Source organism: Amycolatopsis sp. NPDC048633 (assembly GCF_040650695.1).
In the GTDB taxonomy this organism is placed as follows: Bacteria; Actinomycetota; Actinomycetes; order Mycobacteriales; family Pseudonocardiaceae; genus Amycolatopsis.
Genome location: NZ_JBEZHS010000008.1, coordinates 195,277 through 221,165 on the forward strand (window position 1 = coordinate 195,277; position 25,889 = coordinate 221,165).

Annotated in this window: 29 protein-coding genes and 1 pseudogene; 19 read left to right on the forward strand and 11 right to left on the reverse strand. The window is 70.2% G+C overall.

Annotation, left to right across the window (positions count from 1 at the left end):
- The first annotated feature begins 4 nt into the window (after positions 1–4).
- The 7 genes from AB0C38_RS17850 (at position 5) to AB0C38_RS17880 (ending at position 4,085) form a co-directional block, all read left to right on the forward strand.
- Positions 5–511, forward strand: coding sequence for a L,D-transpeptidase (locus tag AB0C38_RS17850; protein WP_360673936.1), 507 nt, complete (start codon positions 5–7; stop codon positions 509–511).
- A 12-nt stretch (positions 512–523) separates the two neighbouring features.
- The gene (locus tag AB0C38_RS17855; protein ID WP_360673939.1) at positions 524–1,288 is read left to right on the forward strand and encodes a putative protein N(5)-glutamine methyltransferase; all 765 of its coding nucleotides are present in this window, start codon (positions 524–526) and stop codon (positions 1,286–1,288) included.
- Positions 1,289–1,332: 44 nt separating this feature from the next.
- Entirely contained in the window at positions 1,333–1,809 is a 477-nt protein-coding gene (locus AB0C38_RS17860; RefSeq protein WP_360673942.1) for a sigma-70 family RNA polymerase sigma factor, read from the forward strand.
- Positions 1,806–2,399, forward strand: coding sequence for a methylated-DNA--[protein]-cysteine S-methyltransferase (locus tag AB0C38_RS17865; protein ID WP_360673945.1), 594 nt, complete (start codon positions 1,806–1,808; stop codon positions 2,397–2,399). The genes AB0C38_RS17860 and AB0C38_RS17865 overlap by 4 nt, the downstream gene beginning before the upstream one ends.
- A gap of 110 nt (positions 2,400–2,509) precedes the next feature.
- The gene (locus AB0C38_RS17870; protein ID WP_360673948.1) at positions 2,510–3,223 is read left to right on the forward strand and encodes a 2OG-Fe(II) oxygenase; all 714 of its coding nucleotides are present in this window, start codon (positions 2,510–2,512) and stop codon (positions 3,221–3,223) included.
- A complete protein-coding gene (locus tag AB0C38_RS17875; RefSeq protein ID WP_360673951.1) occupies positions 3,220–3,597 on the forward strand; it encodes a hypothetical protein in 378 nt (125 codons plus the stop codon). The genes AB0C38_RS17870 and AB0C38_RS17875 overlap by 4 nt, the downstream gene beginning before the upstream one ends.
- Positions 3,597–4,085 carry a methylated-DNA--[protein]-cysteine S-methyltransferase gene (locus tag AB0C38_RS17880; protein WP_360673954.1) on the forward strand — a complete coding sequence of 163 codons (489 nt, stop codon included), beginning with the start codon at positions 3,597–3,599 and terminating at the stop codon, positions 4,083–4,085. The genes AB0C38_RS17875 and AB0C38_RS17880 overlap by 1 nt, the downstream gene beginning before the upstream one ends.
- Position 4,086: 1 nt before the next feature.
- Here AB0C38_RS17880 and AB0C38_RS17885 read toward each other — a convergent pair whose 3' ends face one another.
- Positions 4,087–4,689, reverse strand: a complete 603-nt coding sequence (locus AB0C38_RS17885) for a LysE family transporter (RefSeq protein WP_360673957.1) — start codon at positions 4,687–4,689, stop codon at positions 4,087–4,089.
- A gap of 66 nt (positions 4,690–4,755) precedes the next feature.
- Between AB0C38_RS17885 and AB0C38_RS17890 the strand changes: the two are divergent.
- Positions 4,756–5,638 (forward strand): annotated as a pseudogene (locus tag AB0C38_RS17890) (LysR family transcriptional regulator ArgP).
- Positions 5,639–6,658: 1,020 nt separating this feature from the next.
- On the opposite strand, the gene AB0C38_RS17895 reads toward AB0C38_RS17890, so the two are convergent.
- Positions 6,659–7,366, reverse strand: a complete 708-nt coding sequence (locus AB0C38_RS17895) for a hypothetical protein (RefSeq protein WP_360673960.1) — start codon at positions 7,364–7,366, stop codon at positions 6,659–6,661.
- 539 nt (positions 7,367–7,905) lie between these two features.
- Here AB0C38_RS17895 and AB0C38_RS17900 point away from each other — a divergent pair.
- Together AB0C38_RS17900 and AB0C38_RS17905 are read left to right on the forward strand one after the other, a co-directional pair.
- Positions 7,906–8,580: a hypothetical protein gene (locus AB0C38_RS17900; RefSeq protein ID WP_360673962.1), complete on the forward strand. Its 675-nt coding sequence runs from the start codon at positions 7,906–7,908 to the stop codon at positions 8,578–8,580.
- 1,048 nt (positions 8,581–9,628) lie between these two features.
- Complete coding sequence (locus AB0C38_RS17905; protein ID WP_360673965.1) at positions 9,629–10,558, forward strand: DMT family transporter; 930 nt, start codon at positions 9,629–9,631, stop codon at positions 10,556–10,558.
- 26 nt (positions 10,559–10,584) lie between these two features.
- On the opposite strand, the gene AB0C38_RS17910 is transcribed toward AB0C38_RS17905, so the two are convergent.
- Entirely contained in the window at positions 10,585–11,217 is a 633-nt protein-coding gene (locus AB0C38_RS17910) for a TetR family transcriptional regulator (protein WP_360673968.1), read from the reverse strand.
- 65 nt (positions 11,218–11,282) lie between these two features.
- On the opposite strand from AB0C38_RS17910, the gene AB0C38_RS17915 reads away from it, so the two are divergent.
- On the forward strand, positions 11,283–12,800 hold the full coding sequence (locus tag AB0C38_RS17915; RefSeq protein ID WP_360673971.1) for an FAD-dependent monooxygenase: 1,518 nt from the start codon (positions 11,283–11,285) through the stop codon (positions 12,798–12,800).
- A gap of 43 nt (positions 12,801–12,843) precedes the next feature.
- Here the strand turns inward: AB0C38_RS17915 and AB0C38_RS17920 are convergent, their stop codons facing one another.
- Positions 12,844–13,863 (reverse strand): hypothetical protein, encoded by a 1,020-nt coding sequence (locus AB0C38_RS17920; protein WP_360673974.1) that lies wholly within the window; start codon positions 13,861–13,863, stop codon positions 12,844–12,846.
- Between the two features lie 123 nt (positions 13,864–13,986).
- Here AB0C38_RS17920 and pip point away from each other — a divergent pair, with 123 nt between their 5' ends.
- Positions 13,987–14,913, forward strand: a complete 927-nt coding sequence (pip, locus tag AB0C38_RS17925; protein WP_360673977.1) for a prolyl aminopeptidase — start codon at positions 13,987–13,989, stop codon at positions 14,911–14,913.
- Here the strand turns inward: pip and dmpG are convergent.
- Positions 14,910–15,965 (reverse strand): 4-hydroxy-2-oxovalerate aldolase, encoded by a 1,056-nt coding sequence (dmpG, locus tag AB0C38_RS17930; protein WP_360673980.1) that lies wholly within the window; start codon positions 15,963–15,965, stop codon positions 14,910–14,912. The two genes, pip and dmpG, sit on opposite strands and share 4 nt — an antisense overlap.
- Positions 15,962–16,861 carry an acetaldehyde dehydrogenase (acetylating) gene (locus AB0C38_RS17935; RefSeq protein ID WP_360673983.1) on the reverse strand — a complete coding sequence of 300 codons (900 nt, stop codon included), beginning with the start codon at positions 16,859–16,861 and terminating at the stop codon, positions 15,962–15,964. The genes dmpG and AB0C38_RS17935 overlap by 4 nt, the downstream gene beginning before the upstream one ends.
- Before the next feature lie 141 nt (positions 16,862–17,002).
- Here AB0C38_RS17935 and AB0C38_RS17940 point away from each other — a divergent pair, with 141 nt between their 5' ends.
- Entirely contained in the window at positions 17,003–17,218 is a 216-nt protein-coding gene (locus AB0C38_RS17940) for a hypothetical protein (RefSeq protein WP_360673985.1), read from the forward strand.
- A gap of 110 nt (positions 17,219–17,328) precedes the next feature.
- Here the strand turns inward: AB0C38_RS17940 and tuf are convergent, their stop codons facing one another.
- Positions 17,329–18,516, reverse strand: coding sequence for an elongation factor Tu (tuf, locus tag AB0C38_RS17945; protein WP_360673988.1), 1,188 nt, complete (start codon positions 18,514–18,516; stop codon positions 17,329–17,331).
- A 243-nt stretch (positions 18,517–18,759) separates the two neighbouring features.
- The gene (locus AB0C38_RS17950) at positions 18,760–19,332 is read right to left on the reverse strand and encodes an XRE family transcriptional regulator (protein WP_360673991.1); all 573 of its coding nucleotides are present in this window, start codon (positions 19,330–19,332) and stop codon (positions 18,760–18,762) included.
- An 18-nt stretch (positions 19,333–19,350) separates the two neighbouring features.
- Here AB0C38_RS17950 and AB0C38_RS17955 point away from each other — a divergent pair, with 18 nt between their 5' ends.
- Positions 19,351–19,845 carry an N-acetyltransferase family protein gene (locus tag AB0C38_RS17955; protein WP_360673994.1) on the forward strand — a complete coding sequence of 165 codons (495 nt, stop codon included), beginning with the start codon at positions 19,351–19,353 and terminating at the stop codon, positions 19,843–19,845.
- 5 nt (positions 19,846–19,850) lie between these two features.
- Here AB0C38_RS17955 and sigJ read toward each other — a convergent pair whose 3' ends face one another.
- A complete protein-coding gene (sigJ, locus tag AB0C38_RS17960) occupies positions 19,851–20,711 on the reverse strand; it encodes an RNA polymerase sigma factor SigJ (protein WP_360673997.1) in 861 nt (286 codons plus the stop codon).
- Between the two features lie 120 nt (positions 20,712–20,831).
- Here sigJ and AB0C38_RS17965 point away from each other — a divergent pair, with 120 nt between their 5' ends.
- Positions 20,832–21,461 (forward strand): LUD domain-containing protein, encoded by a 630-nt coding sequence (locus AB0C38_RS17965; RefSeq protein WP_360674000.1) that lies wholly within the window; start codon positions 20,832–20,834, stop codon positions 21,459–21,461.
- Positions 21,462–21,491: 30 nt separating this feature from the next.
- Here AB0C38_RS17965 and AB0C38_RS17970 read toward each other — a convergent pair whose 3' ends face one another.
- Positions 21,492–22,079, reverse strand: a complete 588-nt coding sequence (locus AB0C38_RS17970; protein ID WP_360674003.1) for an XRE family transcriptional regulator — start codon at positions 22,077–22,079, stop codon at positions 21,492–21,494.
- Positions 22,080–22,156: 77 nt separating this feature from the next.
- On the opposite strand from AB0C38_RS17970, the gene AB0C38_RS17975 reads away from it, so the two are divergent.
- The 3 genes from AB0C38_RS17975 to AB0C38_RS17985 all read left to right on the forward strand — a co-directional run bounded on the left by AB0C38_RS17975 (position 22,157) and on the right by AB0C38_RS17985 (position 24,313).
- Positions 22,157–23,089: an NAD(P)/FAD-dependent oxidoreductase gene (locus AB0C38_RS17975; RefSeq protein ID WP_360674006.1), complete on the forward strand. Its 933-nt coding sequence runs from the start codon at positions 22,157–22,159 to the stop codon at positions 23,087–23,089.
- 40 nt (positions 23,090–23,129) lie between these two features.
- Complete coding sequence (locus tag AB0C38_RS17980) at positions 23,130–23,585, forward strand: group II truncated hemoglobin (RefSeq protein WP_360674009.1); 456 nt, start codon at positions 23,130–23,132, stop codon at positions 23,583–23,585.
- A 161-nt stretch (positions 23,586–23,746) separates the two neighbouring features.
- A complete protein-coding gene (locus AB0C38_RS17985; RefSeq protein WP_360674011.1) occupies positions 23,747–24,313 on the forward strand; it encodes a TIGR03086 family metal-binding protein in 567 nt (188 codons plus the stop codon).
- Here AB0C38_RS17985 and AB0C38_RS17990 read toward each other — a convergent pair.
- Positions 24,285–25,190 carry an NAD-dependent protein deacetylase gene (locus tag AB0C38_RS17990; protein ID WP_360674013.1) on the reverse strand — a complete coding sequence of 302 codons (906 nt, stop codon included), beginning with the start codon at positions 25,188–25,190 and terminating at the stop codon, positions 24,285–24,287. The genes AB0C38_RS17985 and AB0C38_RS17990 overlap by 29 nt on opposite strands.
- A gap of 219 nt (positions 25,191–25,409) precedes the next feature.
- Between AB0C38_RS17990 and AB0C38_RS17995 the strand changes: the two genes are divergently transcribed.
- Complete coding sequence (locus AB0C38_RS17995) at positions 25,410–25,859, forward strand: CAP domain-containing protein (protein ID WP_360674016.1); 450 nt, start codon at positions 25,410–25,412, stop codon at positions 25,857–25,859.
- Positions 25,860–25,889: the final 30 nt, after the last annotated feature.

Genomic DNA, 25,889 nt, shown 5'->3' on the forward strand with positions numbered 1-25,889 from the left:
ACGGATGCGCACAACCGGGGTGGTGACCCTGCTGGGGTTGACGCTGGTCACGGCGTCGTGCGCGGCACCGCGCACGACGACGCCGAGCCCGATCGCCGAACCGGCGCCCCTCGTCCGGACGTCCACGCCGGCTCCGCCGACCACCACGACGACCCCGCCGCCGGCTCCGCCGTGCGCCGTCACGACCGGCGCGTGCGTGAGCCTGGCGCAACGCCTGGCCTGGCTGCTGCGGGACGGCAAGGTCGTGCGCGGCCCGGTCCCGGCCGGCTTCGGACCGCCGGACCAGGCAACGCCGGCCGGGTCGTTCCGCGTCGCCTGGAAGGACCGCGAGCACACCAGCAGCGTGTACGGCACGGACATGCCCAACTCGGTGTTCTTCGCCGCCGGCGGCATCGCCTTCCACGCCGGGCCGCTCGACGCGCCGTCGCACGGCTGCGTCCACCTCACCGACGCCGATTCGGCGGCCTTCTTCGACGGCCTGAACGTCGGGGACGCGGTGGAGGTCCGGTAGCCTCGCTCCCTCGTGGACACTTCGACTGTCGTCTCGCGCCTGCGCGCCGCGGGCTGCGTGTTCGCCGAGGACGAGGCGGACCTGCTGATCGCCGCCGCGGCGACGTCCGAGGAACTCGGCTCGCTGGTGGAACGCCGTGTCGCCGGGCTGCCGTTGGAGCACCTGCTCGGCTGGGCGGAGTTCCACGGCCTGCGGATCACCGTGCGGCCCGGGGTGTTCGTGCCGCGCCACCGCACCGAGTTCCTGGTCGACGTCGCCGTCTCGCTCGCGCCGCCCGGCCCCGTGGTGCTCGACCTGTGCTGCGGCTCGGGCGCGCTGGGCGCCGCGTTCACCGCCGCGCTGCGCCCGCGTGAGCTGCACGCGGCCGACGTCGAGCCCGCGGCCGTCTCCTGTGCCCGGCTGAACCTCCCCGAAGCTGCGGTTTACGAGGGCGACCTCTACGAGGTACTGCCCGCGTCGCTTCGCGGCCGCGTCGACGTCCTGATGGCGAACGTGCCGTACGTCCCTTCGGACGCCGTCGCGACCATGCCGCCGGAAGCCCGGCTGCACGAGCCCCGGGTCGCCCTCGACGGCGGTACGGACGGCCTCGACCTCGCCCGCCGCGTCGCCGCGGGCGCGTCGCGGTGGCTCGCGCCGGGCGGGACGCTGCTGGTCGAATCGAGCGAGCGGCAGGCGCCGGTCGTTTCGGAGGTCTTCGCCGCAGCCGGGTTGCGTGCGCGGGTGCACAGTTCCGAGGAGCTCGGCGCCACCGTCGTCACCGGGACCGCGATCCCGTGACAAACTCGATCTCACGTTCCGGCGTCGGCGGACGTCTACCGGGTGTGATCGTGAAACCGTTCGAGCAGATCGTGGCCGAGCACGGGCCGATGGTCCTCCGGGTCTGCCGGGCCGTGCTCGGCCCGACAGACGCCGAAGACGCCTGGTCGGAGACCTTCCTGGCGGCGCTGAAGGCGTATCCCGAGCTGCCCGCCGAGGCGAACGTCCAGGCGTGGCTCGTCACGATCGCGCACCGCAAGGCCATCGACGTCACCCGCGCGCAGGCGCGCCGCCCGCTGCCGGTCGGCGAGATCCCGGACCGGCCCGGCCGCACCGACGAGCCGGACGGCGACCTGTGGGAGGCGCTCGCGAAGCTGCCGGACAAGCAGCGCGCCGCCGTCGCCTACCACTACCTGGCCGGGCTGCCCTACCGCGAAATCGCGGAGATCACGGGGGGCAGCGCGGACGCCGCCCGCCGGGCGGCCGCGGACGGCGTCAAGACCCTGCGGGCCACCTACCCCTTGGAAGGAGCGCACTCATGATCGACATCATCCCGTCGCTTCCGGTGGCCTACGAAGTCCTGCCGGACCGCCTGCACGAGCGGCTGACGGCCGCCGCTGAGCGCGAGGGCCTGCTGGACGTCGCCTACCGCACCCTGGACACCCCGGTCGGCTCCCTGCTGCTGGCGGCGACCCGGCAGGGCCTGGTCAAGGTGGCGTTCGACCGCCAGGACCACGACGCGGTACTGGCCGGCCTCGCCTCGACCATCAGCCCCCGGATCCTCCGGGCCCCGGCTCGCCTGGACGCGGTGACCCGCCAGCTGGACGAGTACTTCACGGGCGGCCGCCGGTCGTTCGACGTCCCCCTGGACTTCCGCCTGGCCCGCGGGTTCCGCCTGTCGGTACTGGAGCACCTGCCGGAGATCGAGTACGGCCACACGGAGAGCTACTCGCAGGTCGCGACGGCCGCGGGCAGCCCGAAGGCGGTCCGAGCGGTAGGCACGGCGTGTGCGCTGAACCCGCTGCCGGTGGTGGTCCCGTGCCACCGGGTGGTCCGCTCGGACGGCTCGTACGGCCAGTACGCGGGCGGCGAGGACGCCAAGCGGGTGTTGCTGACGATGGAAGCGGCCTGAGCTTCCGGTCCACCGGTCGAGGTGAGCAGGTCGACGCCCTGCTCACCTCGGGCCTGAAATTTCCCGCCCGGCCGATCTCACGTTTCGCCCCGCCGGAGCGTCTACCCGATATGAGCACTTACGAGAACCGCGTCGCCGCGGCCGACTGGGGCGCGGTGGCCGCCGAGGTCGATGACTACGGCTGCGCACTCCTGCCGCAGCTGCTCACCCCGGCCGAATGCGCGAAGCTCGTCGCGCTGTGGGACGAACCGGAACACTTCCGCGCGACGGTCAACCTGCGCCGCCACCGCTTCGGCGACAACGGCGACTACCACTACTTCGCCGCACCGTTCCCCGAGCCGGTGGAGCGGCTGAGGCAGGCGCTCTACCCGCGGCTGCTGCCGATCGCCCAGGATTGGTACGCCCGGCTCGGCCGCGAGCCGGAATGGCCGTCCACTTTGGACGAGTGGCTGAAGATCTGCCACGAAGCCGGCCAGAAGCGGCCGACACCGATCCTCCTGCGCTACGAGACGGGCGGTTGGAACGCCCTGCACCGCGACCTCTACGGCGACAAGGTGTTTCCGCTGCAGGTCGTGATCAACCTCAACGACCCGGGCACCGACCACACCGGCGGCGAGTTCCTGCTGGTCGAGCAGCGCCCGCGAGCCCAGTCGCGCGGCACGGCGACGCTCATCCCCCAGGGCCACGGCCTGGTATTCACGACCCGCGACCGCCCGGTCCGCTCGGCCCGCGGCTGGTCGGCATCGCCGGTGCGCCACGGCGTCTCGGCGGTCCGGTCAGGCCGGAGGCACACCCTGGGCCTGGTCTTCCACGACGCGGCATGACCGACGCCGAACTCGAGGCGCTCGTGAAGCTGATCGGCGGCGCCCGGCACATCGTGATCGGCACCGCAGCCGACCCGGCTTCGCGAGCCGACGGCGAGCGGATCGCCGACGCCTGGGGCGACCTGGTCCTGGCGACGGTGACCTGGCCGGAAACGGCGGCGTCCTGGCTGCGCCAGGCCCAGCGGTTCGCGGCGCCGGACCCGGACATCTGGGTGGTCAGCGCCACCCCGGCCGGCTGGGCCGGCATGACGCGAAGGCTGCAGATGTCAACGTCGTGGAGTCCCCATCGGACGGTCGTCACGGCGGCGCTGGCGGAAGTCCGACAACCCGGCGTACGAGGCGCACGGGCAGACGGCACTACTTGGGAGGACTGATGAAGCACACGCTGGTGGATTCCCCGATCGGCGAGCTCACCCTGGTCGGCGACGGCGACGTCGTGACCGGCCTGTATTTCCCGCACCACTGGACCCGCCCGGACCGCACCACGTTCGGCCCCCGCGACGACGCGGCGTTCCCCGAGGCCGTTCGCCAGTTGAAGGAGTACTTCGCCGGCCAGCGCAGGGAGTTCGACGTGCCGATGCGGGCCGACGGTCCCGCCTCCGACCGCGCGGTGTGGACGGAGCTGGCAACGATCCCGTACGGCGCGACGGCAACATACGGCGACCTGGCGAATGCGGTAGGCGGGCTGCCACAGGAGGTCGGAGCGGCCGTCGGGCGAAACCCGCTGAGCATCCTGGTGGCGTGCCACCGCGTCGTCGGCAAGAACGGCAAGCTGACGGGCTACGCGGGCGGGCTGAAGCGCAAGCAGTTCCTGCTGGAACTGGAGCGCCCACCTGCATCGGAGCGCGGCCAGCTCTGGTGAGTCACACGCGGCTGAGAAGCATCGCGGCGCCAAGCCCGGTCATGGTCACGGCGATGACGACATCCAGAACACGCCACGCGACCGGCCTCGCAAACACGCCCGCGAGCTTCTTCGCACCAAAGCCAAGCGCACTGAACCACACGGCACTGGCGATCCCGGCACCAAGCCCGAAGAGCCACCGCCCATCCCCGTGAGCGACGGCGACCGAGCCGAGCAGCAGGACGGTGTCGAGGTAGACGTGCGGGTTGAGCCAGGTGAAGGCAACACAGGCCAGCACGGCCTTCCGCAGCGGCGTCCGTTCGTCGCCGACGGTCATGACGGAGGGCCGAAACACCCGCCGAGCGGCCAACGCGCCGTACCCAAGCAGCAAGACCCCACCCCCGACAGCGATCACCCCGATCGCGGTCGGCCATTGCTCGAGCACGGCCCCGATCCCACTGACGCCGAGCCCGATGAGGACGAGATCGGACACGGCACAGATGACGACCAACGGGGTCACGACACCGCCACGCAGCCCTTGCTGCAGGAGGAAGGCGTTCTGTGAGCCGATGGCGACGATGAGGGAGAGGCCGGTCCCGAAGCCGGCGAGGAGCAGCGGAAGCACGCTGCCACGGTACGGCCGTCCCAGTGGATTACTCCAGCTAAAGATTCTTACGTAACATTAGCGTCCGTGATGTCAGATCTCCCGCTCGACCAGGTCAGAACCCTCCTGGCCGTAGTGGACGAGCAAAGCTTCGACGCAGCGGCGGCGGTCCTGCACGTGACGCCCTCAGCGGTGAGCCAGCGCATCAAGGCCCTGGAGCAGCGCACGGGCCGAGTCTTGCTCCTCCGCACCAAACCGATCACCCTGACCCCATCCGGCCAGGTCCTGGCCCGTTTCGCGCGTTCCCTGGCCCAACTGGAACAGGACGCCCTGTCCGAACTGGGCTTGGACTCCTCAACGCGCACACTCACGATCGCGGTGAACGCGGACTCCCTGGCAACCTGGTTCCTCCCCTCCCTATCCCGCCTCCCCTCATCCCTCCCCATCGCCTTCGACCTCCACCGCGAAGACCAAGACCACACGGCAACGCTCCTCCGCGAAGGCCTGGTAATGGCAGCGGTAACGGCATCACCCCAACCCAGTCCAGGGCTGCACATCAGTCCGCCTGGGCCGCATGCGCTACCGAGCAATGGCCTCCCCCGAGTTCATCACCCGCTGGCTGGCCCCACCCCTCGCGTCATCACTCCCCACAGCCCCAGTAATCATGTTCGACCGCAAGGACGACCTCCAGGACCGCTTCTTACGGTCCCTAACCCGCCGACGAACTTTCTCAATGGTCCGCCACCACATCCCGTCATCAGAGTCATTCGTGGACGCGGTAGCCGCCGGCCTAGGCTGGGGCATGGTCCCAGAGATCCAAGCAGCCTCCCGAGGCGACACCCTGGTGGATCTCGCCGCAGATCGGCCACTGGACGTACCGCTGCATTGGCAGCAGTGGAAACTGGATTCCCCAGCCCTGGCGGCCGTAGCAACGGCAGTAGCCGAGGGCGCAAGGACCGCACTCCGCTAAGCCACAAACCCTTCAGACGGCAAGGGTGCCCTATCGGGAACGACCGCTTGCTCGGCACCCTCAACGGGCGTGGGGGTTCAAGTCCCCCTCGGACAAATAGTCAGGTCTCTGACCAGCAGCTTTGTGCGGCAGTCGAGTTTGCTTTCAGCAGAATCCCTGGTCAGGCGCGTGGGGGTCGACGTCCCCTTCGGTCGTGCACACTAACCACGCGAGGCTGTTTGGCGGCTCTGAGCTTGACGACGCCGGGCAGTACAGCGCGAGCCTTCCTTGGTCGCCGTGCCAGCCGGCCCAGCAGTGTCGCGCTTACGTGGACAAACGTGCGACGTTACGCGGAGATGGCTATGCGTTCTATTAGGCTCCGCATCAGGGTGAGGAACTCTGGCTTGTAGTCCTCTGCGACATGGTTGACGTTCCACAGTCCGGATCCGCGGACTTTCAAGCTCGCTGCGTGGTGTCCAAGCCAGGTTGCACTGGGGGATCCTGGGAACCGGGCTGGTTTGAGAGCAAGCCGATGCTGTTTCGCTCGATGTATCCGCGCTGACTGGTGCCGTCAGTACTGTTGGGCACAGCCAGCCATAAGAAGGGCATCCGGCCGATGTGGTTGCTGACCCTCTGTTCGATGTCCGCCTCGGCTGCCGACCACTCGGACCGGGGGTTGGACTGACCCATGCCGCTAGGGAGCTGGCGGGCATGCGGTCGCGGTTGATCAAAGCGCTCCCGACGTGCCGACGGAAGATTGACCCGCGATGGTTCCCCCCGCCGACGCGTGAGCCGCGAGTTTGGCGAGACGTTTCCACAACGTGGTCCGGCTGGTGCTGCGGAGGCCGTGAGTACCGACTCGTACCACGCGCGGTTTGCCGTCAATGCGTAGTTCGCCGGGTTCGAAGAAGAAGTAGACGCCGTGGCTTGGCCAAATGTCCCGCCCGGTGCAGGTGCTCAGATGACGGGTGCCGCCGAGCCGATTGGCGAGCATGTCGAGCAAGGCGTAGAACTCGGAATGGTGGAGGTGCCGGCCGCTACTCATCTCAGTGGCTCCGCGATCATCCCCGCGGGGTAGTCCGCTGGCGTGCGATTCCACCACGCGCTGAATGCCTGCGCCAGCCGTCGCGGCACCTCGATCTGTGCTCCGCCCGTGTGCCAGTCGATCGTGACCAACGTGGCATTGATGCCTGCCGTGCCCCAGGAGGTCTTGCGCAGCAGCTTCGCGTAGTCTCCGCTGGCAGACACAAATCCAATCACCTTCGTCGCGCCGACTCGGAGCGTTTCGTCGACAAGCGTCCGTTCGAGCAGGCCCGGCGGCCAGTCGCGGAGCTTGAGTTTCCGGTCGTAGTATGCAATCGGCTCGTCACCCCGGACAACTCCATAGCCACCGCTGAGAATCAGCGTCCGCCCGTTGCTGATGGCCTCGCCCAACGCATCACCGACGTTGCGGTAGAAGTGTCCGCTGTAGCGACGCCAAGCAGGAAGTTGATATCGGCCTTCGACTTTGGACCTAGCCAGCACGTCAGCCCGCGCGCGAAGCATCGGCCCTGGCCAGATTGTCTTGGCTTCAGGCGTCAGGGCCTGCCCGCCCGTCGTCTTGGCCTTGGAACAACCGATGATCAGCAATGCATCACGACGATTGATCGCATCCAAGACGGTCGCAACATGTGATCCGTTCATCGCTGCATCCACGCCCCCAATCAGGTACTCAAGCCCTTCGCCGGTAACGCTCCAGATCAGCGGCAACGGTCACGTCGTGCTCCGCGCTCGGTCGGCCGCACAACGTCGATCTGGCCCGGCTACAACCGCATCGGAACGATCCTACCTGGGTAAACGCGACTCACGCTGCCGCGCACGCGACATCTTCGGATCCTGGAGCTCACACGTCGAGAGCAGCCCGTAAAAGGCAAGCCGCAACCCACTGGCCGCGCTACCGGAACCACGCAGCGAACCCACGGCGGCACACTGCCACAGCCTCGGCGAGCCTTGAACCGGTCGCCCCACTCATTCTGGGCTCCTTCCCCATGTCAAACCCGGGATCAAGCCAGGTGCTGACCTGTGATGTCATACGCCCCGACGTTCACCCGGACAGACCAGTCCGACCAGGGCAGCAGCCATTTCCGACCGCGACCGACCTGCGGACAACACCACGCAAGTGATCGAGGTCAGGACGACTCGGCGAGGCGCTGAAACCGGCAGATCGCCCATTCGGCGGCAGCGACGAAACGTGCCCGCCCGTAGCCTCCTCGCCGGTAGTGATGGCAAGGTCCTGGAAAGGGTGGTCTGTGGGACGGCGAATCGGCGGTTCAGGTGGTGGGTCAGATCCTGGTCCTGGCAAAGGCGCAGGACGACTCGTCGCCGCTGGCGCCGTCGCCCTTGCGCTGGCCGGCGGAACCACCGGCGCACTTGGCGCCGGCGGGACAGCGGCGGAATCCGGCATCACCGAAGGCTCAGTGAACGGAAGAAATCTCGACCAGCGCAAGAACGAGAGCAAAAAGTCCGCGCGCAACGGCAAAGCCGACGAAGCGTGGAATCGCATGGGCATGCGTACTCTGAAGAAAGTCGTGAAGCGAGATCTGAAATGCGTCGCGGCGTCCACTGGCCGAGTACGCGACTTCTTCCTCCACACGCCGTGCAAGTCGCTGGACCGGATACTACTCGCAGTTAGCGACACTGCAGGAAATTCAGCAGTCATCTCCGTGGCCTGGATCGGCTTCACGAGCCGTAGTCACGCGGACGCCTTCGAACGAGTCGAGACAGTCCACGGAAGCGGCGACATCACTCCGCTCGCCGGAGCGTTGCTCGACCTCACCGATGTCCACTTCACCGGCCACAACTACGAAGCTCGCCGCGACGGCGCCACCATGGTCATCGCCGAAACAGAGAGCGCGGCAGGACACGTCGGCAGCGATGTGCTTGACGCGCTCGCCGAGATCGCAGTGTGGCTACCCAAACCGTAGCGTAACGCCCTACAAGAATTTCACGACTACGTATCTGACGAGACAGCCCGGGAGCTTCATTCGGGGAGGAATACATGCTGCGCACTTCGCTGCTGATCTCCTCGGCCTTCCTGCTGGCCATGTTGACAGCCTGCGCCTCTCCTGCCGCAAACCAACCTGCTCCGTTAGTGGTTTCGACCACAAGAGTCGCAACGACGGTTTCAAAGCCATCGACAACCCCTGCTCCCAGCTCGGTCCAGACCACGCCTGCGCCAACAGCCACGGCGGAGACCACAACATCCAAGCCAAAGACCACCCGGAAAAAGCACAGCAGAGCAGCCTGCCTGAAAGACGAGAACCAGTGCTACGAGCCAGGCACGAACATCAAGTGCCAGACTGGCGGCTGTGTCAACGCTGCGCGTGGTTTGACGCAGAGCAGCGTTGAATCAGCTCGACAGAAATGGTTGCGAGAACACCCAGGCTGGTGTCCTGTAGGTACCCAAGGTGCTATAGCGCCGTGCTGACACGAGGAAGAGTCTGAGTTCCGACTGAGCGCCACCACTACCCGGACACCGGTTCGACTGGCATCAGACAGTACCGGAGTCCTGACCTGACACAGGCACAAGCCCGATGGCTCACATCAGCAACCGAAGCCGTGTAGATAGTGAGCGAGATCGTCCTCGGACACACCCGGTGGGCACGATCTCGAAGTCACTGTGCCCGGACTCGGCGAGCAAACTCATGTCCAGAGCGATGCCGGACTTGTCCACTTACCACGACAAGCCCGAACGCGACCGACGCGGGTAACCGCCCCAGCACCCATGGTGACGAAAACTACCTGACCAGCAAAGGGAATCACGAACCTCGCCCTGCCTGCTCCGAGCGCCTCCTGGTAGGGAAAACTCCACCCCGCACGGTGGGGTCGCCTCCAGGACCGGTTGAGGTGCCACCCACATCGTGTTCGGCGCTACAGCCGGACAGACTTGGCCCAGATGACCGACTTTCAACCTCGCCCCAGGGACAGTGGCATGCCAGTGCCTCCGTTGCGGCGCGTATCGGAGGGTTCCGGATGAACTTCATCGGGATCGCGTTTGCCATGGCAGGCGCCGTGTTCGCCGCGCTGGCCGCGCACATGCAGCACCGGGCCGTGCACACCACGATGCGGGATGCCGACGATGGGCCGACGCTCCGCTTTCGTTCGTTCGGCCGGTTACTGTGCCAGTCAGGCTGGCTGCTCGGACTGCTCGTGATGATCGTCGGCGGGACGCTGCACGCAGTGGCGCTCGGGCTCGCGCCGGTCATCGTGGTGCAGCCGGTCGGGGTGCTCGCGGTCGGGGCGACCGCGCTGTTCGCGGCCAGGGCCGGCGGGCCGAAGCTCACCGGACGCAGCTGGCTGGCGATCGGCGCGATCGCGGCAGGTGTGGCCGGTTTCGTGGCGATCGCGGCGAACAACACCACGCCGACCGAAGTGATCGGTTCTGCCGGCCTCCAAGCCGCCAAACTCGTCGCTGCCGGCGTGGTCGGCATGTCGCTGCTCGCCATGATGACCAGGGGACGGGCACGCGGCCTTGCGTTCGCCACCGCCGCGGCCACGGCCTACGGGCTGGTGTCGGTACTGACCAGGGCTGTACTGCAGCAGGCTCAGCACGGCGGTCCGCTCTCCACGCTGATCGTTTCCGTGATCGCCATCGTGCTCGCACTGCTCCTCGGCGCCTGGCTGGTGCAGCAGGCATACGCCAGCGCACCACCACACACGGTGATGGCGTGTATCACCGTGGTGGACCCGATCGTCGCCGTGGCGATCGGGGTCGGGCTGCTCGGCGAAGCGAGCTCGATCAGCGGATGGGTCGCCGTGTCCGGGCTGCTCTGCGCGCTGCTCGCCATCGGTGGCGTACTGGCACTGGCCCGGTTCACCGAGCATCACGGCGAGAACGTACAGCCGCGCCCGGTCCCGGATTCGAACGAGCGACCAGCGCCGGAGCTCGTTCGCGCAGGGTGACCCCGGGTCGCCGACAGCCGGTCGATTCAGCTCGGTTTGCCCGGGAATTCCCCCACCCCGTGCTCGGCCAGGTCGAAAGCCTGGTCGATCACCCCGACCTGCTCCCGCCGAACCACCTCGACATCATCCCCGGCCAAGATCCGCCCCATGGCGTACGAAAAGACCGTCGTGATCGCCGTGGTCAGCAACCCCGCCACCATCCGGGACCGGAACGCCTCCCCCGTCTCCGCGACGAACACCTCGGCGAACGCCTCCGCGATCTCCCGCTCCTGCTCGTACCACCGAGCCATCAGCGCCGGACTCGAAGTCAGCACCCACCAGAACCCCGGCCCACCCGCGATCGCCCCGGACAGCGGATGGCCGGCCGCCAGCAGCGAGTGCTGATGCGCACGCAGAGCAGCGCAAGCCGACACCCCAGCCGGACGGGACCGCAGCACCGAGACCAGCTCGGCCAGCCGGTCCGCGTGACGGTCCAGGAAGAGGTCCTCCTTGCGCGGGAAGTAGTTGAACACCGTCATCTTCGAGACGCCCGCCGCTTCGGCTATCTCCGCCACCGTCACCTCCTCGAAGCCTCGCTGGATGAACAGGCCTGAGGCGACGTTGGAAATCAGCTGGCGCGTGGCTCGCTTCTTCCGCTCGCGCAGTCCGGGGTCCGCCATGGGACGAGAGTATAGACCGAGCCCAAAGTTTGACTCGGTACAAGTTTCGCGGCATCATCGGAGTCATGAACTGGGATGTGGTGATCTCCGGGGGCGGACCGGTCGGATTGATGCTGGCCTGCGAACTCCGGCTCGAGAACGTGGACGTGCTCGTCGTCGAACGACTGGCTGAACCGGATGTGACGATCAAGGCCGGCTCGGTCAACCTGACGACCGCCGAGGCCTTCTACCGCCGTGGCCTGCTGCCCGCGGTGGACGCCGTCGTGCGGCAGAACTTCGAGAAGATTCAGGAGTTTCTGAAATCAAGGGGCGGGGGTGGGCCCAAGCCGGCGATCCCCGTCGGGCACTTCGCCGGGATCATGGTCGCCTCCCACGGTGTCGACTTCGGCGATCCTGCCTTCCGGGACGTCGGGCCCGCGGCGAACGTCGTCCTGATCGCGCAACAGGCCGTCGAGGCCGTGCTCGCCGAACGCGCCGCCGAACTGGGCGTCGAGATCCGGCGGGGCGTCGAGGTGACCGGGTTCGACGCCGATGACGACGGTGTGATCGTGCGGCTCGACGACCAGACCGAACTGAGCGCCGGCTGGCTCGTCGGGGCCGACGGCGGCCGCAGCTTCGTGCGGAAGCACGCCGGGTTCGACTTTCCCGGGACCGATCCCGCCGTCACCGGACGGCAGGCGCTCACCGAGCTCACCGGCACCGACACGCTGCCCGGCGGCTGGCAGCACGGCAACGGCGGCCTCTACGTCCACGGGCCGATGCCCGGCCGGATCCTCACCGTCGAGTTCGACGGCCCGCCCGAGGACCGGGACGCCCCGGTCACCGCGCAGGAGCTCGAAGACAGCTTCCGGCGCGTGTCCGGTGCGGACGTCCGGGTGACCAAGGTCCACAGCGCGACGCGCTTCACCGACAACGCGCGGCAGGCGACCACCTACCGCAAGGGCCGCGTGCTCCTCGCGGGCGACGCCGCGCACGTCCACTCCCCCTTCGGGGGGCAGGGCCTCAACCTCGGCATCGGCGACGCCGTCAACCTCGGCTGGAAGCTCGCCGCGACGATCCACGGCTGGGCGCCCGACGGCCTGCTCGACACCTACACGACCGAACGGCACCCGATCGGCGCGTGGGTCCTCGAGTGGACCCGGGCGCAGGTCGCGCTGATGCGCAGCGATGTGCGGACCAAGGCGCTGCGCCAGGTCGTCACCGACCTGCTGCTCACCGACGACGGCGCGACGTACCTGGCCAAGAAGCTCTCCGGCGTCCTGCACCGGTACCCGATCGAGGGCGAGCACGAACTCACCGGCCGCGGCGCGCCCGACTTCGCGTTCGCCGACGGCACCCGGCTCGGCGAGCACCTCCAGGACGGCAAAGCGCTCCTGCTCGACCTCGCCGAGAACGCCGAACTGCGCGAAACCGCGCGTGGCTGGGCGGGCCGCGTGACCACGCTGACCGCCAAGTGCGACAGCGAACCGGCGCTGACCGGCGTGCTGATCCGGCCGGACGGGCACATCGCCTGGGCCCGTGAGGACGGCGCGACGACCGGCCTGGAAGCCGCGCTGCGCCGGTGGTTCGGCGAACCCGCCTGACGCAGGAAGGGGCGCGCCGGGCAGCCGGCGCGCCCCACGAACCTCAGTAGGCGACCGCGAAGGCGTGACTCATCGCGTCGTTGTGCGTCGAGGCCGAGCCCACCGCGTCAGGCAGGCTGCTCGCCGCCATCTGTACCGCGCCCGTCGATCCGCTCAGCCAGTCCGTCTTCACGTAGAAGGTGAACTTCGGCACGCAGCCGTTGCCCGTCGCCGCCGCGAACCGCGTGTTCAGCGGGACCACCAGGTGGTGCACGTCGCGCCGGACGACCGCCGTCACGCTCGCGGACGAGTCCGTCTTGCACACCGTGCCGTCGGCCTTCCACTGGTTGACGAACAGCGTCACCCGGGCGGTCATGCTGTTCACCGGGCAGCCGTCCTTCGGCTCGGGGTAGCACGCCATCAGCTCCATGTCGCCGAACACGCTGAGCCCGGTCACCGGCGCCATCTCGATGACGGCCGAGGCCGGCTCGCGGACCGTCGGGGCCGCCGAGCTGAGGCCGATGACGCGGCCGGGAGGCGTGTCACCGTCGTCGGCCTGCGGCGGCGTGCCGGCGGTCGTGTTCGCGACGCTGGTGTCCGCGAACTTCAGCTCGCCGCCGACCAGGCTCACGGTCGAGTTGCCCAGCCCGAGGTTCGCGCTCCGCAGGTACGTCGTGCACGTGACGGTGCCCGCCGCGCCCGGGTGGACCAGGAACCGCGTCGTCACGCTGATGTCCCGCAGCGAGGCCGGGGCGCTGGTGGCGCTCGCGATCAGGACGTTCTGCCCGAGCACCTCGTTCTTCGTCCAGCCGCTCGTGCTCGAACAGCGGACCTCGTTGTCGATCAGCGTCGTGTTCGACGCCTTGTTCGCCCGCAGCGTCGAGTAGACGTACGCGGTCTGGCCCGCCGTCATGGCCAGCTGCACCGAGCCCAGCGCCGCGACGTACTGGTGGTCGTGCGGCGAGGTCACCGTGCGTGGGGTGAACGTCACCGACGTCGCCGCCTGCGCCGCTCCGGCGGTGCCGAGCAGCCCCGCGAACGTGGCCGCGCAGGCCACGGCCGCGGCGAAGATCCTGCGTTTCATCGAAATCCCCTCGGAAGAAGTGGGTCCGGTCCGGCATGATCACCGGCCGGAACCGAGTCTGGCGGGCTTCCGGCGCGGCCGGACCGGTCTGTTGCGGACATTGACCGAAGGTGGACACGCGCGATGCCCGAGATGTACCCGATGACCGAGCCCTACGACCAAGGCCTGCTCGACGTCGGCGACGGGCACCGGATCTATTGGGAGATCTCGGGCAACCCCGACGGAAAACCCGCGGTCGTCCTGCACGGCGGGCCCGGCCAGGGCAGCGCGCCGGGCATGCGGCGGGCGTTCGACCCCGCCCGCTACCGGGTCGTGCTCCTCGACCAGCGCGGCTGCGGGCGCAGCGTGCCGCACGCCATGACGTCGTTGCGGGACAACACGACCGAGCACCTCGTCGCCGATCTCGAACGGTTGCGCGAGCACCTCGGCATCGACCGCTGGCTGGTGACCGGCGGCTCGTGGGGGACGACCCTGGCCCTGGTGTACGCCGAACGTTTCCCCGAACGGGTGACGGAACTCGTCGTCAGCGCGATCAGCACCACGCGCCGGTCGGAGATCGACTGGCTCTACCGCGGCGTCGGGCGGTTCTTCCCCGAGGAATGGGCGCGGTTCAGCTTGGGCGCCGACGACGACGTCGCCGCGTACGCGCGGCTGCTGGCCGACCCCGACCCGGTGGTCCGCGACCGGGCGGCGGCCGCGTGGCGCCGGTGGGAGGACGTCGTGCTGTCCCTCGAGCCCGGCGCTCCCCCGGTCCGCGACGAACCGGTGGACGAAGCCACGCTCGCGTTCGTCCGCCTCACGACGCACTACTACGCGAACGCCGGCTGGCTGGAAGAAGGCGCCGTGATCCGGGATGCCGGACGGCTCGCCGGCATCCCGGGCGTGCTGATCCACGGCCGGCTCGACCTCAGCTGCCCGGTGACGACCGCGTGGGAGCTGGCCGAGGCCTGGCCCGGTGCGGAGCTGCTGATCGACGATCACGCCGGGCACCGGGCCAGTGCCGTCAAACGGGCTTGGAAACAGGAAGCGCTCGACCGGTTCGCGGACTAACCCTCCGCGGCCAGCGTCACCGCGACGTCGATGATCATGTCCTCCTGGCCGCCGACCAGCGCGAGCTCGCCGCAGCGGCGCAGGATCGCCTGCGCCGGCACGCCGTAGCGCTCCGCCGCGCGCTCCGCGTGCAGCAGGAAGCTCGAGTACACCCCGGCCCAGCCCTGCACGATCGCGTTGCGGTCCATCTTCGGCCAGCGGTTCAGGTACGGGCGGACGACCTCCTCCGCGCCGTCGAGCAGGGCGCCGACGTCGAGACCGGTGTCGATGTCCATACGGTCGAACACCGCCGCGAGGACTTCCGTCGGCGAGTTGCCGGCGCCCGCGCCGAGCGCGCAGAGCGACCCGTCGATGTAGCGGACCCCGGCTTCGTACGCCAAGACGGAGTTCGCGACGCCGAGCGAAAGGTTCTGGTGGCCGTGGTAGCCGACCCACGCGGTGTCCCCGACTTCGGCGACCAGCGCTTCGAACCGTTGGCGCGCTTCGTGCATCAGCAGCGCGCCGGCCGAGTCCGTCACGTACGCCGCCTGGCAGCCGGCGTCGACCATGATCCGCGCCTGCTTCGCCAGGTCCTCCGGCGGCGTGCGGTGCGCCATCATCAGGAACCCGGCCGTCTCCATGCCCAGTTCGCGCGCCAAGCCGAAGTGCTGCGGCGAGACGTCGGCCTCGGTGCAGTGCGTCGCCACCCGCACCATCTCCGCGCCCGCGTCGAAGGCGCGCTGGAGGTCCTCCGCGGTGCCGATGCCCGGCACGAGCAGCACAGCGATCTTCGCCTGCTTCGCCTCTTCGCGGGCGGCGGCAATGAGCTTGAGCTCGTCGACGGCGGAAAAGCCGTAGGTGAACGACGAACCGCCGAGGCCGTCGCCGTGGGTCACCTCGATCACCTCGACGCCGGCGCGGTCGAGCGCGCGCACCGTGTCGCGCACCTGCTGTTCGGTGAAGCGGTGGGCCATCGCGTGGCTGCCGTCGCGCAGCGTCGTGTCGACGATCCGGACGTCGTGCTTGAGCTCCGGGCGACCGGTGTCCCTTGATTCGTTCGCAAGCTCACTCATGCGGGCACCTCCTGCTTCGCGCGCGCCATCAGCTCGCCGACGCGGGCGGCCGCGGCGGTCATGATGTCGAGGTTGCCGGCGTACTCCGGCAGGTAGTCGCCGTTGCCGCGGACTTCCAGGAAGATCCCGACCCGCGCGTTGCCGTCCCACTCCTCGCGCGCGTCGTCGAACTGCGGGTCCGCGCGCAGCGAATAGCCGGGAACGTACTTGCGGACCTCGTCGACCATCTCGTGGATCGACGCGGTGATCGCGTCGCGGTCGGCGTCGAGCCCGATCGCGCAGAACACGGTGTCGCGCATGATCATCGGCGGCTCGACCGGGTTGAGGATGATGATCGCCTTGCCGCGCCCGGCGCCGCCGATCTCGGCGACCGCCTGCGACGTCGTCCGCGTGAACTCGTCGATGTTGGCCCGCGTCCCCGGGCCCGCGCCGCGCGAGGCCACCGAGGCGACGATCTCCGCGTACGGCACCGGCGTCACGCGGGAAACCGCGTGCACCATGGGGATCGTGGCCTGTCCGCCGCAGGTGATCATCGAGACGTTCGGCGCGTCGAGGTGCGCGCCGAGGTTCACCGGCGGGCACACCATCGGGCCGAGGTGCGCCGGGGTCAGGTCGATCGCCTGGATGCCGGCCTCCTCGTAGCGCGGGGCGTTGGCCGCGTGCGCCTTGGCCGACGTCGCCTCGAACACGATGTCCGGCAAGGGATCCTGGCGCAGCAGCCAGTCGACGCCCTCGGCGGACGCCGCGATCCCCTGCGCGCGGGCGCGCTCGAGACCGTCGGACTCGACCACGCCGACCACGTAACCGACTTCGAGAACTTCACTGCGTCGCAGCTTCGCCAGCAGATCGGTGCCGATGTTGCCGGGGCCGACGATCGCCGCCTTCACGGGAGCCATGGCTCAGACGGTCGCACCACGCCGGCCGGGCGGGACAGTATCGTGTTCCGACCAGTGGAACGTCGGTTATTCACGCCCCACCGGTTTGATCGACACCCGATCGGGGCAGATCCGGGGAGAGATCTTGACGGAGGAGGTCCGATGGCCGAGCGGCGTTGGCATTTCGTTCCGAGCACGGCTCCGCTGTGCTGGCTGAACCTGGGAGTGGGGGCGGTGCTGCTGTTGTCGAGCATCCTCACGTTGACGAGGACGGACCTGGTTGCCCCGGCGGCGTCGGTGGTCGCGGGAGTGGCGGCGGTGGCGTTGATGATCCTCGCCGCGGTCGGCTTGGCTCGGCCGGGACTTCGCGGCCGCTGAGATACCACTACGCGGTATTCCGACGGCGGATCGGGAATGCGCGAGATCAGCCGGGAGCAAATGATCGGATGAGTCGAGCGCGGCCCCTGCCGAAGCAGGGGCCGCGCTCTTCAGTCCAGCACCTCGCGGACCGTGCCCGCGGCCACCGTCAGCCGGCCTTCGCGCATCGCGAACCCGAGACCGGGGCTCATCGCGACCGCCTGGCCGAGCTCCACCGTCAGCGAAGCCGCCTCACCCGGCCGGACCACCGTGACGCCGTCGGCCGGGGTGACCACCCCGACGACGTCGCTCGTGCGGAAGTGGAACTGCGGCCGGTAGTTCGCCGCGAACGGCGTCCGCCTGCCGCCCTCGGCCGCCGACAGCACGTGGACCTCCGCGCGGAACCGCGTGTGCGGCCGGACGCTGCCCGGCAGGCAGACGACCTGCCCGCGCCGGACCTCGCCGCGCTTGACCCCGCGCAGCAGCACCGCGGTGTTGTCGCCCGCCTCGGCGCGCTCCATCGGCTTGCCGAACGTCTCGAGCCCGGTGGCCACGCTCGTGACGGCCGGGCCGAGCCCGACCACCTCGACCGCGTCGCCGACCGCGAGGGTGCCCTGCTCGACCGCGCCGGTCACGACGGTGCCGCGGCCGGTGATGGTCAGGACGTTCTCGATCGGCAGGAGGAACGGCAGGTCGAGCCGCCGCGGCGGGATCGGCACGTGCTCGTCGACGGCCTCGAGGAGGTCGAGGATCCGCTGCGTCCACAGCGGGTCGCCGTCGAGCGCGCGCAGCCCCGACACGCGGACGACCGGCACGGCGTCACCGTCGAACCCGTAGCGGGTCAGCAGCTCGCGGACCTCGAGCTCGACCAGGTCGAGCAGGTCCTCGTCGTCGGCGAGGTCCGCCTTGTTGAGGGCCACCACGAGGTGCTCGACGCCGATCCGGCGCGCCAGCACGACGTGCTCGCGCGTCTGCGGCATCGCGCCGTCCAGCGCCGAAACCACGAGCACCGCACCGTCCAGCTGGGCCGCGCCGGTGATCATGTTCTTGACGTAGTCGGCGTGGCCCGGCATGTCGACGTGCGCGTAGTGCCGGGTCGGCGTCTCGTACTCGACGTGCGCGATGGTGATCGTGATGCCGCGCTCGATCTCCTCCGGCGCGCGGTCGATGCGGTCGAAGGCGACGTAGCGGTTGCTGCCGTCGCGCTCGGCCAGCACCTTGGTGATGGCCGCGGTGAGGGTGGTCTTGCCGTGGTCGACGTGGCCCATCGTACCGATGTTGAGGTGCGGCTTGGTGCGCACGTACTGCTGCTTGCTCATGGGAATTCCTTGTACTGGAAGCGAAAACGCGAAACCGGGCGAGCGCGTCGACCCTCCCCCGGCGGTTCCGCTACCGGACGGGGGAATCGGGGAAGGGTCAGCTTCGAGCGCCGCTGCGAACAACCAGCAGCCGTGCCGAAACGGCGCTCGGCAGGGACAAGCCTGCGAGCGTCGCGCTATCGGACACGGGGAACATGGCGCGAAGAGTGTCACGACGACGGTCGCCGTGTCACCCGGTTTTTCCTACGTCCGCGCGGAACGCGGGCGCATCACCAACGCGGCGACGTGGTACGCGCACGGCTCGTCGCCGCGGTTCGCGTAGGAATGCGTTACGTCGGCGGGAAAGTAGACCGAATCCCCCGCCGCCAGGACGTGCTCGGCCGAACCGACACCCAGCCACAGCGTGCCCGACTCGACCGCGACGAACTCGTGGGAACCCGGTGCGTAGGCCGGAAACGTTCCCGCGTCGCAGCCGGCGGGCAGGGTCGTGCGGATCCACTCGAAGTTGACGCCCGGCACGACCGGCGTCAGCACCGTGCGGTGCCAGCCACCCGGCTCGGCGACGTGGTCCTGCTCGGCCACGCGGCGGACGATCACCCGGTCCGCCTCCAGGTCGGCCAGCAGGCGCGACAGCGACCACCCGAGGCCGTCGGCGATGCGGGACAGCACGACGACCGTCGGGGTCTTCTCCCCGCGCTCGATGGCCGACAGCATGCTCACGCTCACCCCGGCTTCCCGGGCCAGCGCACTCAACGCCAGGCCACGGCCGGTCCGCACCGCGTGCAGGCGGCGGCCCAGGCTCACCGGATCGATCATTCCTCTATAATAGCGACTGTGTCCACTATAGCGGAAATCCGGTCGGCGACCGAGGCCGACGCCGACGGCATCGCGGCCGTCTTCGCGCCGTACGTCACCGATTCGGTCGTCACCTTCGAGACCACCCCGCCGCCCCCGGACCAGTGGCGCGCGAAGATCCGCGGGAGCGACCTGCCGTTCCTCGTCCTGGCCGGCACCGAAGTCGGCGGCTACGCACTCGCCACGCCGTGGCGGCCGAAACCCGCCTACCGGCACACCGTCGAGACGACCATCTACCTCGCGCCCGGCGCCACCGGCCGCGGCCACGGCCGGCGCCTGCTGGACGAACTGCTCGATCAGTGCGCGAAGGCGGGCGCCCGGCAGGCGATCGCCGTCGTCGTCGACTCCGGCAGCCCCGCGTCGCGGAACCTGCACCGCGCGGCCGGGTTCACCGAGGCCGGCGTGCTGCGGCGCGTCGGGTTCAAGCACGGCCGGTGGCTCGACACCCTCCTGATGCAGCGCGAACTCGGCTGACCCGGCTATCCCGTCCAGCTCCGCAGTTTCTCGGGGTTGCGGACGACCCAGATGTGCTGGATCCGGTCGCCCGCGACGTCGAACGCGAACACCGTCACGACGACGCCGTCCTGCCGGGCGACCAAGCCGGGCCGCCCGTTGACCGTGCGCTCCACGAACGCCATCGTGGCGGGCTTCCGGCCGGCCAGGTCGATCCACGCGTGCGCGATCCGCTCGCCGCCTTCGATGGGGTGCGGGAAGGCGATGGCCAGGCCGCCGCCGTCGGCGGTCGCGGTGGCGCCGGGATCGAGCAGGCCGATCAGGGCGTCGATGTCCTTCGCCTCCCACGCCTGCTTGAAGTCCCGGACGATCCCCGCCTGCCGGGCCGTCGGGGTCGCGAGGCCTTGCGACGCGCGAACCCGGCGCCGGGCCGAGGAAGCCAGCTGGCGGCACGCCGCCGGCGTGCGTCCGACGATCTCGGCGACTTCGGCGAAGGAGTGGCAGAAGACGTCGTGCAGGATGAACGCGACGCGCTCGGCCGGGGTCATCGACTCGAGCACGACCAGGAAGGCCATGCTGACCGACTCGTCCAGCGTGACCCGGTCGGCCGGGTCGCCGGCCGGGCTCTCGGGCACCGGCTCGGGGATCCATTCGCCCACGTAGGTCTCGCGGCGGGCCCGCGCCGACCCGAGCAGGGTGAGGCAGATGCGGCCGGTGACCGTCGTCAGCCAGGCGCCCGGGGACTCGATGGCCTCCTGCCGCGGCCGGGACAGCGCGAACCAGCGGGCGTAGGCCTCCTGGACGGCGTCCTCGGCCTCGGCCAGGGAGCCCAGGAGCCGGTACGCGAGGTTGATCAGCCGCCGCCGCTCGCTCATGAGCGCGTCCATGGTGCTCCCTTCGTCGTCACCCCTTACGACAAAGACAGCGTCCCGGAATGTGAGGCCTCACATTCCGGGTGGCTGCGTTGTCGTACCCGGAGAACCGACCCAGCCACGCTAGGAGCCACCATGACCACCCAGTTGCCGGTCACCCCCTTCACCGACCCGGCGCCCGCCGAGCGCCTGGAACGGGCGGCCGCGGCGCTGACCGCCCACGGGTTCGCCGTGGAGATCCTCGACGACGTCGCGGCCGCGCGAATCCGCATCGAGCAGCTGATCCCCGAAGGAGCCACCGTGTTGACCGGGGCCAGCGAGACCCTGCGACTGTCGGGCATCGACGAGGACATCAACGCCGGCGAGCGGTACCAGGCGGTCAAGCCGCTGGTGCTGGCGATCGACCGCGCGACGGGCGCCGACGAGATCCGGCGGCTGCTCGCGAGCCCCGACGTCGTCGTCGGCAGCGTCGCGGCGGTGACCGAAACCGGGTCTCTCGTGGCGGCGTCGGGCAGCGGGAGCCAGCTGCCTGCCTATTCGGGCGGCGCGGGCCGCGCGATCTGGGTGGTCGGGGCGCAGAAGGTGGTGCCCGACCTGGAGACCGCGCTGCGCCGCATCGACGAGCACTGCCTGCCGCTGGAGAGCGTGCGGACGCTGGAGGTCCACGGGTGGCCCAGCGCGGTCAACCGCGTCCTGGTGCTGAACGGAGAACCCCGCCCCGGGCGGGCGACCGTGCTGTTGCTGCGGGAAGCGATCGGCTTCTAGCGGACGTGGCGTGGACGTTCGGGCCGGGCGCTACCGGGACTTCGCCCGCAGGTGGAGCCGCTCCCCCTGTTTCCCGAACAGGCTGAGGATCTCCGCCGGCCGGCCGTCGACCGCGCCGAACCAGTGGGGCAGTCTCGTGTCGAACTCCGCCGCCTCGCCCGGGCCCAGCGTCATGTCGCGGTCGGCCAGGATGAGCCGCAGCCGGCCCGACAGGACGTACAACCACTCGTACCCCTCGTGGACCTGGGGATCGGGCTCGCCCGTCTCCGGCTCCAGGATCATCTTGAACGCCTGGGGCGCGCCGGGCTGGCGGGTCAGCGGCAGGACCGTCATCGTCGCGCCGTTGTGGCGGGGGATGCGGCGTGCCGTCAGGCGGACGCGCGGGTCGCCGACCTCCGGCGCGCCCACCAGCTCGTCGAGGGGTACCTGGTGGGCCTGGGCGATCGGCAGCAGCAGCTCGAGGCTCGGCTTGCGCTGGCCGGACTCCAGGCGGGACAGCGTGCTCTTCGAGATGCCCGTCGCGGTCGAGAGGTCGGCCAGCGTGACCCGCCGCTGGGTGCGGACCCGCTTGAGCCGGGGGCCGACCTCGGCCAGGGCGTGGGTGATGGCGTCCGTCATGCTCCCAGGAAACGCTCTTGTCCCGAAAACGGCAACATTTGTTGTCGAATCCGCGAAGCCGGGGTCATGGTGGCGGCATGACCGAAAACAGCTATGACGTCCTGGTGGTGGGAGGCGGCGCCGCGGGCCTGAGCGCCGCCCTGATGCTGGGCCGCGCGCGGCGGCGCGTCGTGGTCGTCGACGGCGGCTCGCCTCGCAACGCCCCCGCCGAGCACATGCACGGCTTCCTCTCCCGCGACGGCCTGCCGCCGTCGGAACTGCTCAAGATCGGCCGTGAGGAGCTCGCCGGCTACGGCGTCGAGATCCTCGAAGACCAGGTGAGCGGGCTCGAACCCGGCTTCACCGCCCGGCTCGCGAGCGGCCGGGAGCTGACCGCCCGGCGCGTCCTGGTCGCGACCGGCGTCCACGACGACCTGCCGGACATCCCCGGCCTGCGCGAAAGCTGGGGCACCGACGCGGTGACCTGTCCGTACTGCCACGGCTACGAGGTGCGCGACCAGCCGCTCGGCGTGCTCGGCACCGAGCCCGCGAGCGTCGAGCACGCGCTGCTGGTGCGCCAGTGGTCGCCGGACGTCGTGTACTTCGCCCACACCACGCCACTGTCCGAAGAGGACCGTGAACGGCTCGGCGCGCGGGGCATCGAGATCGTCGACGGGACCGTCACGGCCCTGCGGCGCGAAGACGGCCGCCTGACCGGGCTCGAGGTCGGCGCGCGGTTCGTGCCGCGGGTGGCGCTGTTCATCCGCACGGTGACCGTGCCGCACGACGAGCTCATCCGCGGGCTCGGCTACGAAGAGACGGACACGATGGGCAAGACGAACGTGCCGGGCGTGTGGGCGGCCGGGAACGTCGCCGACGCGCGGGCGACCGTCATCGTCGCCGCGGCCCAGGGCGCGGCGGCCGGCGGCGCGCTGAACCACGACCTCGTGACCGAGGACGTCCGGCGGGCGGTCGACGCGTTCGGCGGCTTCACCCCCGAAGCCGAACGCGCGGCCGCGGCGGCGCGCTGACGTCCTGGCGTTCGGCGGCCGGGCGTGCCAGGCTCGGCGGGTGCGTCAAACGCTGTACGAATTCGCCGGCGGCGACCCCGCGTTCCTCGCGCTGGCCGCCGCCCACCACGAGCGCTGCCTGGCCGACCCCGAGCTGAACCACCCGTTCTCGCACCCGGGGCAGCACCCGCAGCACGTCGACCGGCTGGCCCGCTACTGGGCCGAGGTCATGGGCGGGCCGCCGCGGTTCTCCGCGGAGTGCAGCGACCACTCGGCGATGCTGCGGATGCACGCCGGCAACGGCGACATGAGCGACCTCGGCCGCCGGTTCGTCGAGTGCTTCGTGCGGGCCGCGGACGACGCCGGCCTGCCCGCCGATCCGGAGTTCCGCGCCGCGCTGCGGTCCTACATGGAGTGGGCGGTCGCCGAGGTCCTCACCTACCCCGGCCCGCCCGGCGAGGTGCCCGCCGCGCTCCCGATGCCGCGCTGGTCGTGGACCGGGTTGCAGCCGGTGTAACGCCCGGGGCGCCCGCCGCGTCTTGTGAACAACGACCGGCTGTGGAGGTCCGTCGCAAGAGCCGGTCCGGGCGCGTTTCCCCCCAACCCGCCCGGGCCGGCTCGCCCACGGCGTCCGAAACCCGCCTGCACCGCGTTCGCGGCCGGGCCACAGTGGACGCCATGTTCCTCGACCGTTTCCTGCTCGCGAGCAAAGGTTTCGAGCGCCACCTCCGCGCGGTGCCACCCGGCAGCTGGGCCGCACCGACCCCGTGCACCGAGTGGGACGTGCGGGCGCTGGTGAACCACATGACTCGCGGCAACCTCAACTACATCGCGCTCCTCCACGGCGCCACTCGTGAGGAGTTCCTGGCCGCCCGCGAGGAAGACGCGCTCGGGGACGACCCGGTCACGGCGTTCACCGAGTCGGTCCGGGACTGTGCGGCGGCGTTCAGCGAGGAAGGCGCGCTGGACCGGCTCGTCGACTACCCGCTCGGCAAGCTCACGGGACGGCGGGCCCTGGCCGTGCGCACGACGGACAGCACCGTGCACACCTGGGACCTCGCCCGCGCTCTCGGCGCCGACGACACCCTCGATCCCGCGCTCGTCGCGTGGATCGACGAAGACTACGACGACATCTTCGCGGGACTGGCGCTGAACTCGCGGGTCTTCGCCGAGCCGCCGCCGGCCGCCCCGAGCGCGTCCCGGCAGGACCGGCTGCTCACGCGCTTCGGCCGCGATCCTCGCTGAGGTCACAGCCCAGGCGGCCGGCCAGCTCGGTCAGCGCGCGCCCCAGGGGCAGGTCGACGCGCACCGAGGCGTAGCGATCGCCACGGGTCTCGCCGTGGTTGACGATCACCACCGGCTTGCCCGCGGCCGCCGCGTGGCGGACGAAGCGGAGCCCGGACATCACGGTCAGGGAGGACCCCAGCACCAGCAGCGCGCCGGCCTCGTCGACCAGCCGGTAGCACTGCTCGACGCGGGGCCGCGGCACGTTCTCGCCGAAGAACACCACGTCCGGCTTGAGCACGCCATCGCACTCCGCGCACGGCACCAGGGTGAACCGGCGCACGACGTCCTCGGGCAGGTCGACGTCGCCGTCCGGGTTGATCCGGGTGGCCGTGCCCTCGAAGTCCGGGTTCGCCGCCCGCAGCCGCCGGTCCAGCTCGGCGCGCGGGCTGGTGCGGCGGCAGTCCAGGCAGAGCACGCGGTCCAGGCTGCCGTGCAGCTCGACGGCGTCCGCGGTGCCGGCCGCCTGGTGCAGGCCGTCGACGTTCTGCGTGATGACGCCGCCGAAGTAGCCGCCGTCGCGCAGGGCGGCGACCGCGCGGTGGCCGTCGTTGGGGTCGGCGCGGGCGATGGTGCGCCAGCCGAGGTGGCTGCGCGCCCAGTAGCGCTGCCGGCCGCCGGCGCTGGTGACGAACTCGTCGTAGGTCATCGGCGTGTGCCGGCGCAGGCTGCCGGTCTCGCCGCGGTAGTCGGGGATCCCGGACTCGGTGGACAGCCCGGCCCCGCTGAGCACGGCGACCCGCCCGCGCGCGACGACGCCGGCCAGCTCGTCGAGGCTCGAGGTCCGGGGCAGCGGCGCGTCCGGGGACGTCCAGGTCAGGGTGGGGCGGGTCCGCACCAGATCAGGGTACGCACATGAGCCTGCACGTGCCGCGACAGCGCGTTCCCGGCCATTCCCGGAAATCCCCTCTTCCGGTGCCGGACGCGCAATTCCCGGTGAATCGACCACTCCGCCCGCACCCTCCGTACCAGCGGTTTCCTCCGCCCGGGTCCGTTTCATCACCCGGCCGACCGCGCTATTCCCCCAGTGTCGGAGAAAACCCTCGAGGAGGTCGTGATGTTGCTCGAAATCGCCGCCGTGCTGACGCTGCTCGCGCCGGCCCCCGCCCCCGCCGCGGGGTCCTATCCCACGCAGGTCCTGCAGCTCACCAACGTGCAGCGCGTCAAGAACGGCTGCGGGCCGCTCGCCGGAAACCCGCGGCTCGCCGACGCGGCCGACGCGCACACCGGCGAGATGGCGCGCTACCGGTACTTCAGCCACACCGGGCGGGGCGGCGAGGACCCCGCGGCCCGGATCTCCGCCGCCGGGTACCGGTGGCAGCGCTGGGCGGAGAACATCGCCGCCGGGCAGCGCACGCCCGAGGCGGTCGTCGACTCGTGGATGCACAGCCCGGTGCACAAGGCGAACATCCTCGACTGCCGGCTGACCGAGCTCGGCGTCGGCTACACCGTCGACTCGGCGCGCAAGGCGTACTGGACGCAGGACTTCGGCACGCCACGGGGGTAGCGCCCTGTAACGTCCCTGCGCGCGGGCGAG

Coding starts and splice junctions, on each gene's coding strand:
- AB0C38_RS17850 (WP_360673936.1), top strand. CDS start 5: ATGCGCACAACCGGGGTGGTGACCCTGCTGGGGTTGACGCTGGTCACG.
- AB0C38_RS17865 (WP_360673945.1), top strand. CDS start 1,806: ATGATCGACATCATCCCGTCGCTTCCGGTGGCCTACGAAGTCCTGCCG.
- AB0C38_RS17870 (WP_360673948.1), top strand. CDS start 2,510: ATGAGCACTTACGAGAACCGCGTCGCCGCGGCCGACTGGGGCGCGGTG.
- AB0C38_RS17875 (WP_360673951.1), top strand. CDS start 3,220: ATGACCGACGCCGAACTCGAGGCGCTCGTGAAGCTGATCGGCGGCGCC.
- AB0C38_RS17880 (WP_360673954.1), top strand. CDS start 3,597: ATGAAGCACACGCTGGTGGATTCCCCGATCGGCGAGCTCACCCTGGTC.
- AB0C38_RS17905 (WP_360673965.1), top strand. CDS start 9,629: ATGAACTTCATCGGGATCGCGTTTGCCATGGCAGGCGCCGTGTTCGCC.
- AB0C38_RS17910 (WP_360673968.1), bottom strand. CDS start 11,217: ATGGCGGACCCCGGACTGCGCGAGCGGAAGAAGCGAGCCACGCGCCAG.
- AB0C38_RS17915 (WP_360673971.1), top strand. CDS start 11,283: ATGAACTGGGATGTGGTGATCTCCGGGGGCGGACCGGTCGGATTGATG.
- AB0C38_RS17920 (WP_360673974.1), bottom strand. CDS start 13,863: ATGAAACGCAGGATCTTCGCCGCGGCCGTGGCCTGCGCGGCCACGTTC.
- pip (WP_360673977.1), top strand. CDS start 13,987: ATGCCCGAGATGTACCCGATGACCGAGCCCTACGACCAAGGCCTGCTC.
- dmpG (WP_360673980.1), bottom strand. CDS start 15,965: ATGAGTGAGCTTGCGAACGAATCAAGGGACACCGGTCGCCCGGAGCTC.
- AB0C38_RS17935 (WP_360673983.1), bottom strand. CDS start 16,861: ATGGCTCCCGTGAAGGCGGCGATCGTCGGCCCCGGCAACATCGGCACC.
- AB0C38_RS17940 (WP_360673985.1), top strand. CDS start 17,003: ATGGCCGAGCGGCGTTGGCATTTCGTTCCGAGCACGGCTCCGCTGTGC.
- tuf (WP_360673988.1), bottom strand. CDS start 18,516: ATGAGCAAGCAGCAGTACGTGCGCACCAAGCCGCACCTCAACATCGGT.
- AB0C38_RS17950 (WP_360673991.1), bottom strand. CDS start 19,332: ATGATCGATCCGGTGAGCCTGGGCCGCCGCCTGCACGCGGTGCGGACC.
- sigJ (WP_360673997.1), bottom strand. CDS start 20,711: ATGGACGCGCTCATGAGCGAGCGGCGGCGGCTGATCAACCTCGCGTAC.
- AB0C38_RS17965 (WP_360674000.1), top strand. CDS start 20,832: ATGACCACCCAGTTGCCGGTCACCCCCTTCACCGACCCGGCGCCCGCC.
- AB0C38_RS17970 (WP_360674003.1), bottom strand. CDS start 22,079: ATGACGGACGCCATCACCCACGCCCTGGCCGAGGTCGGCCCCCGGCTC.
- AB0C38_RS17975 (WP_360674006.1), top strand. CDS start 22,157: ATGACCGAAAACAGCTATGACGTCCTGGTGGTGGGAGGCGGCGCCGCG.
- AB0C38_RS17985 (WP_360674011.1), top strand. CDS start 23,747: ATGTTCCTCGACCGTTTCCTGCTCGCGAGCAAAGGTTTCGAGCGCCAC.
- AB0C38_RS17995 (WP_360674016.1), top strand. CDS start 25,410: ATGTTGCTCGAAATCGCCGCCGTGCTGACGCTGCTCGCGCCGGCCCCC.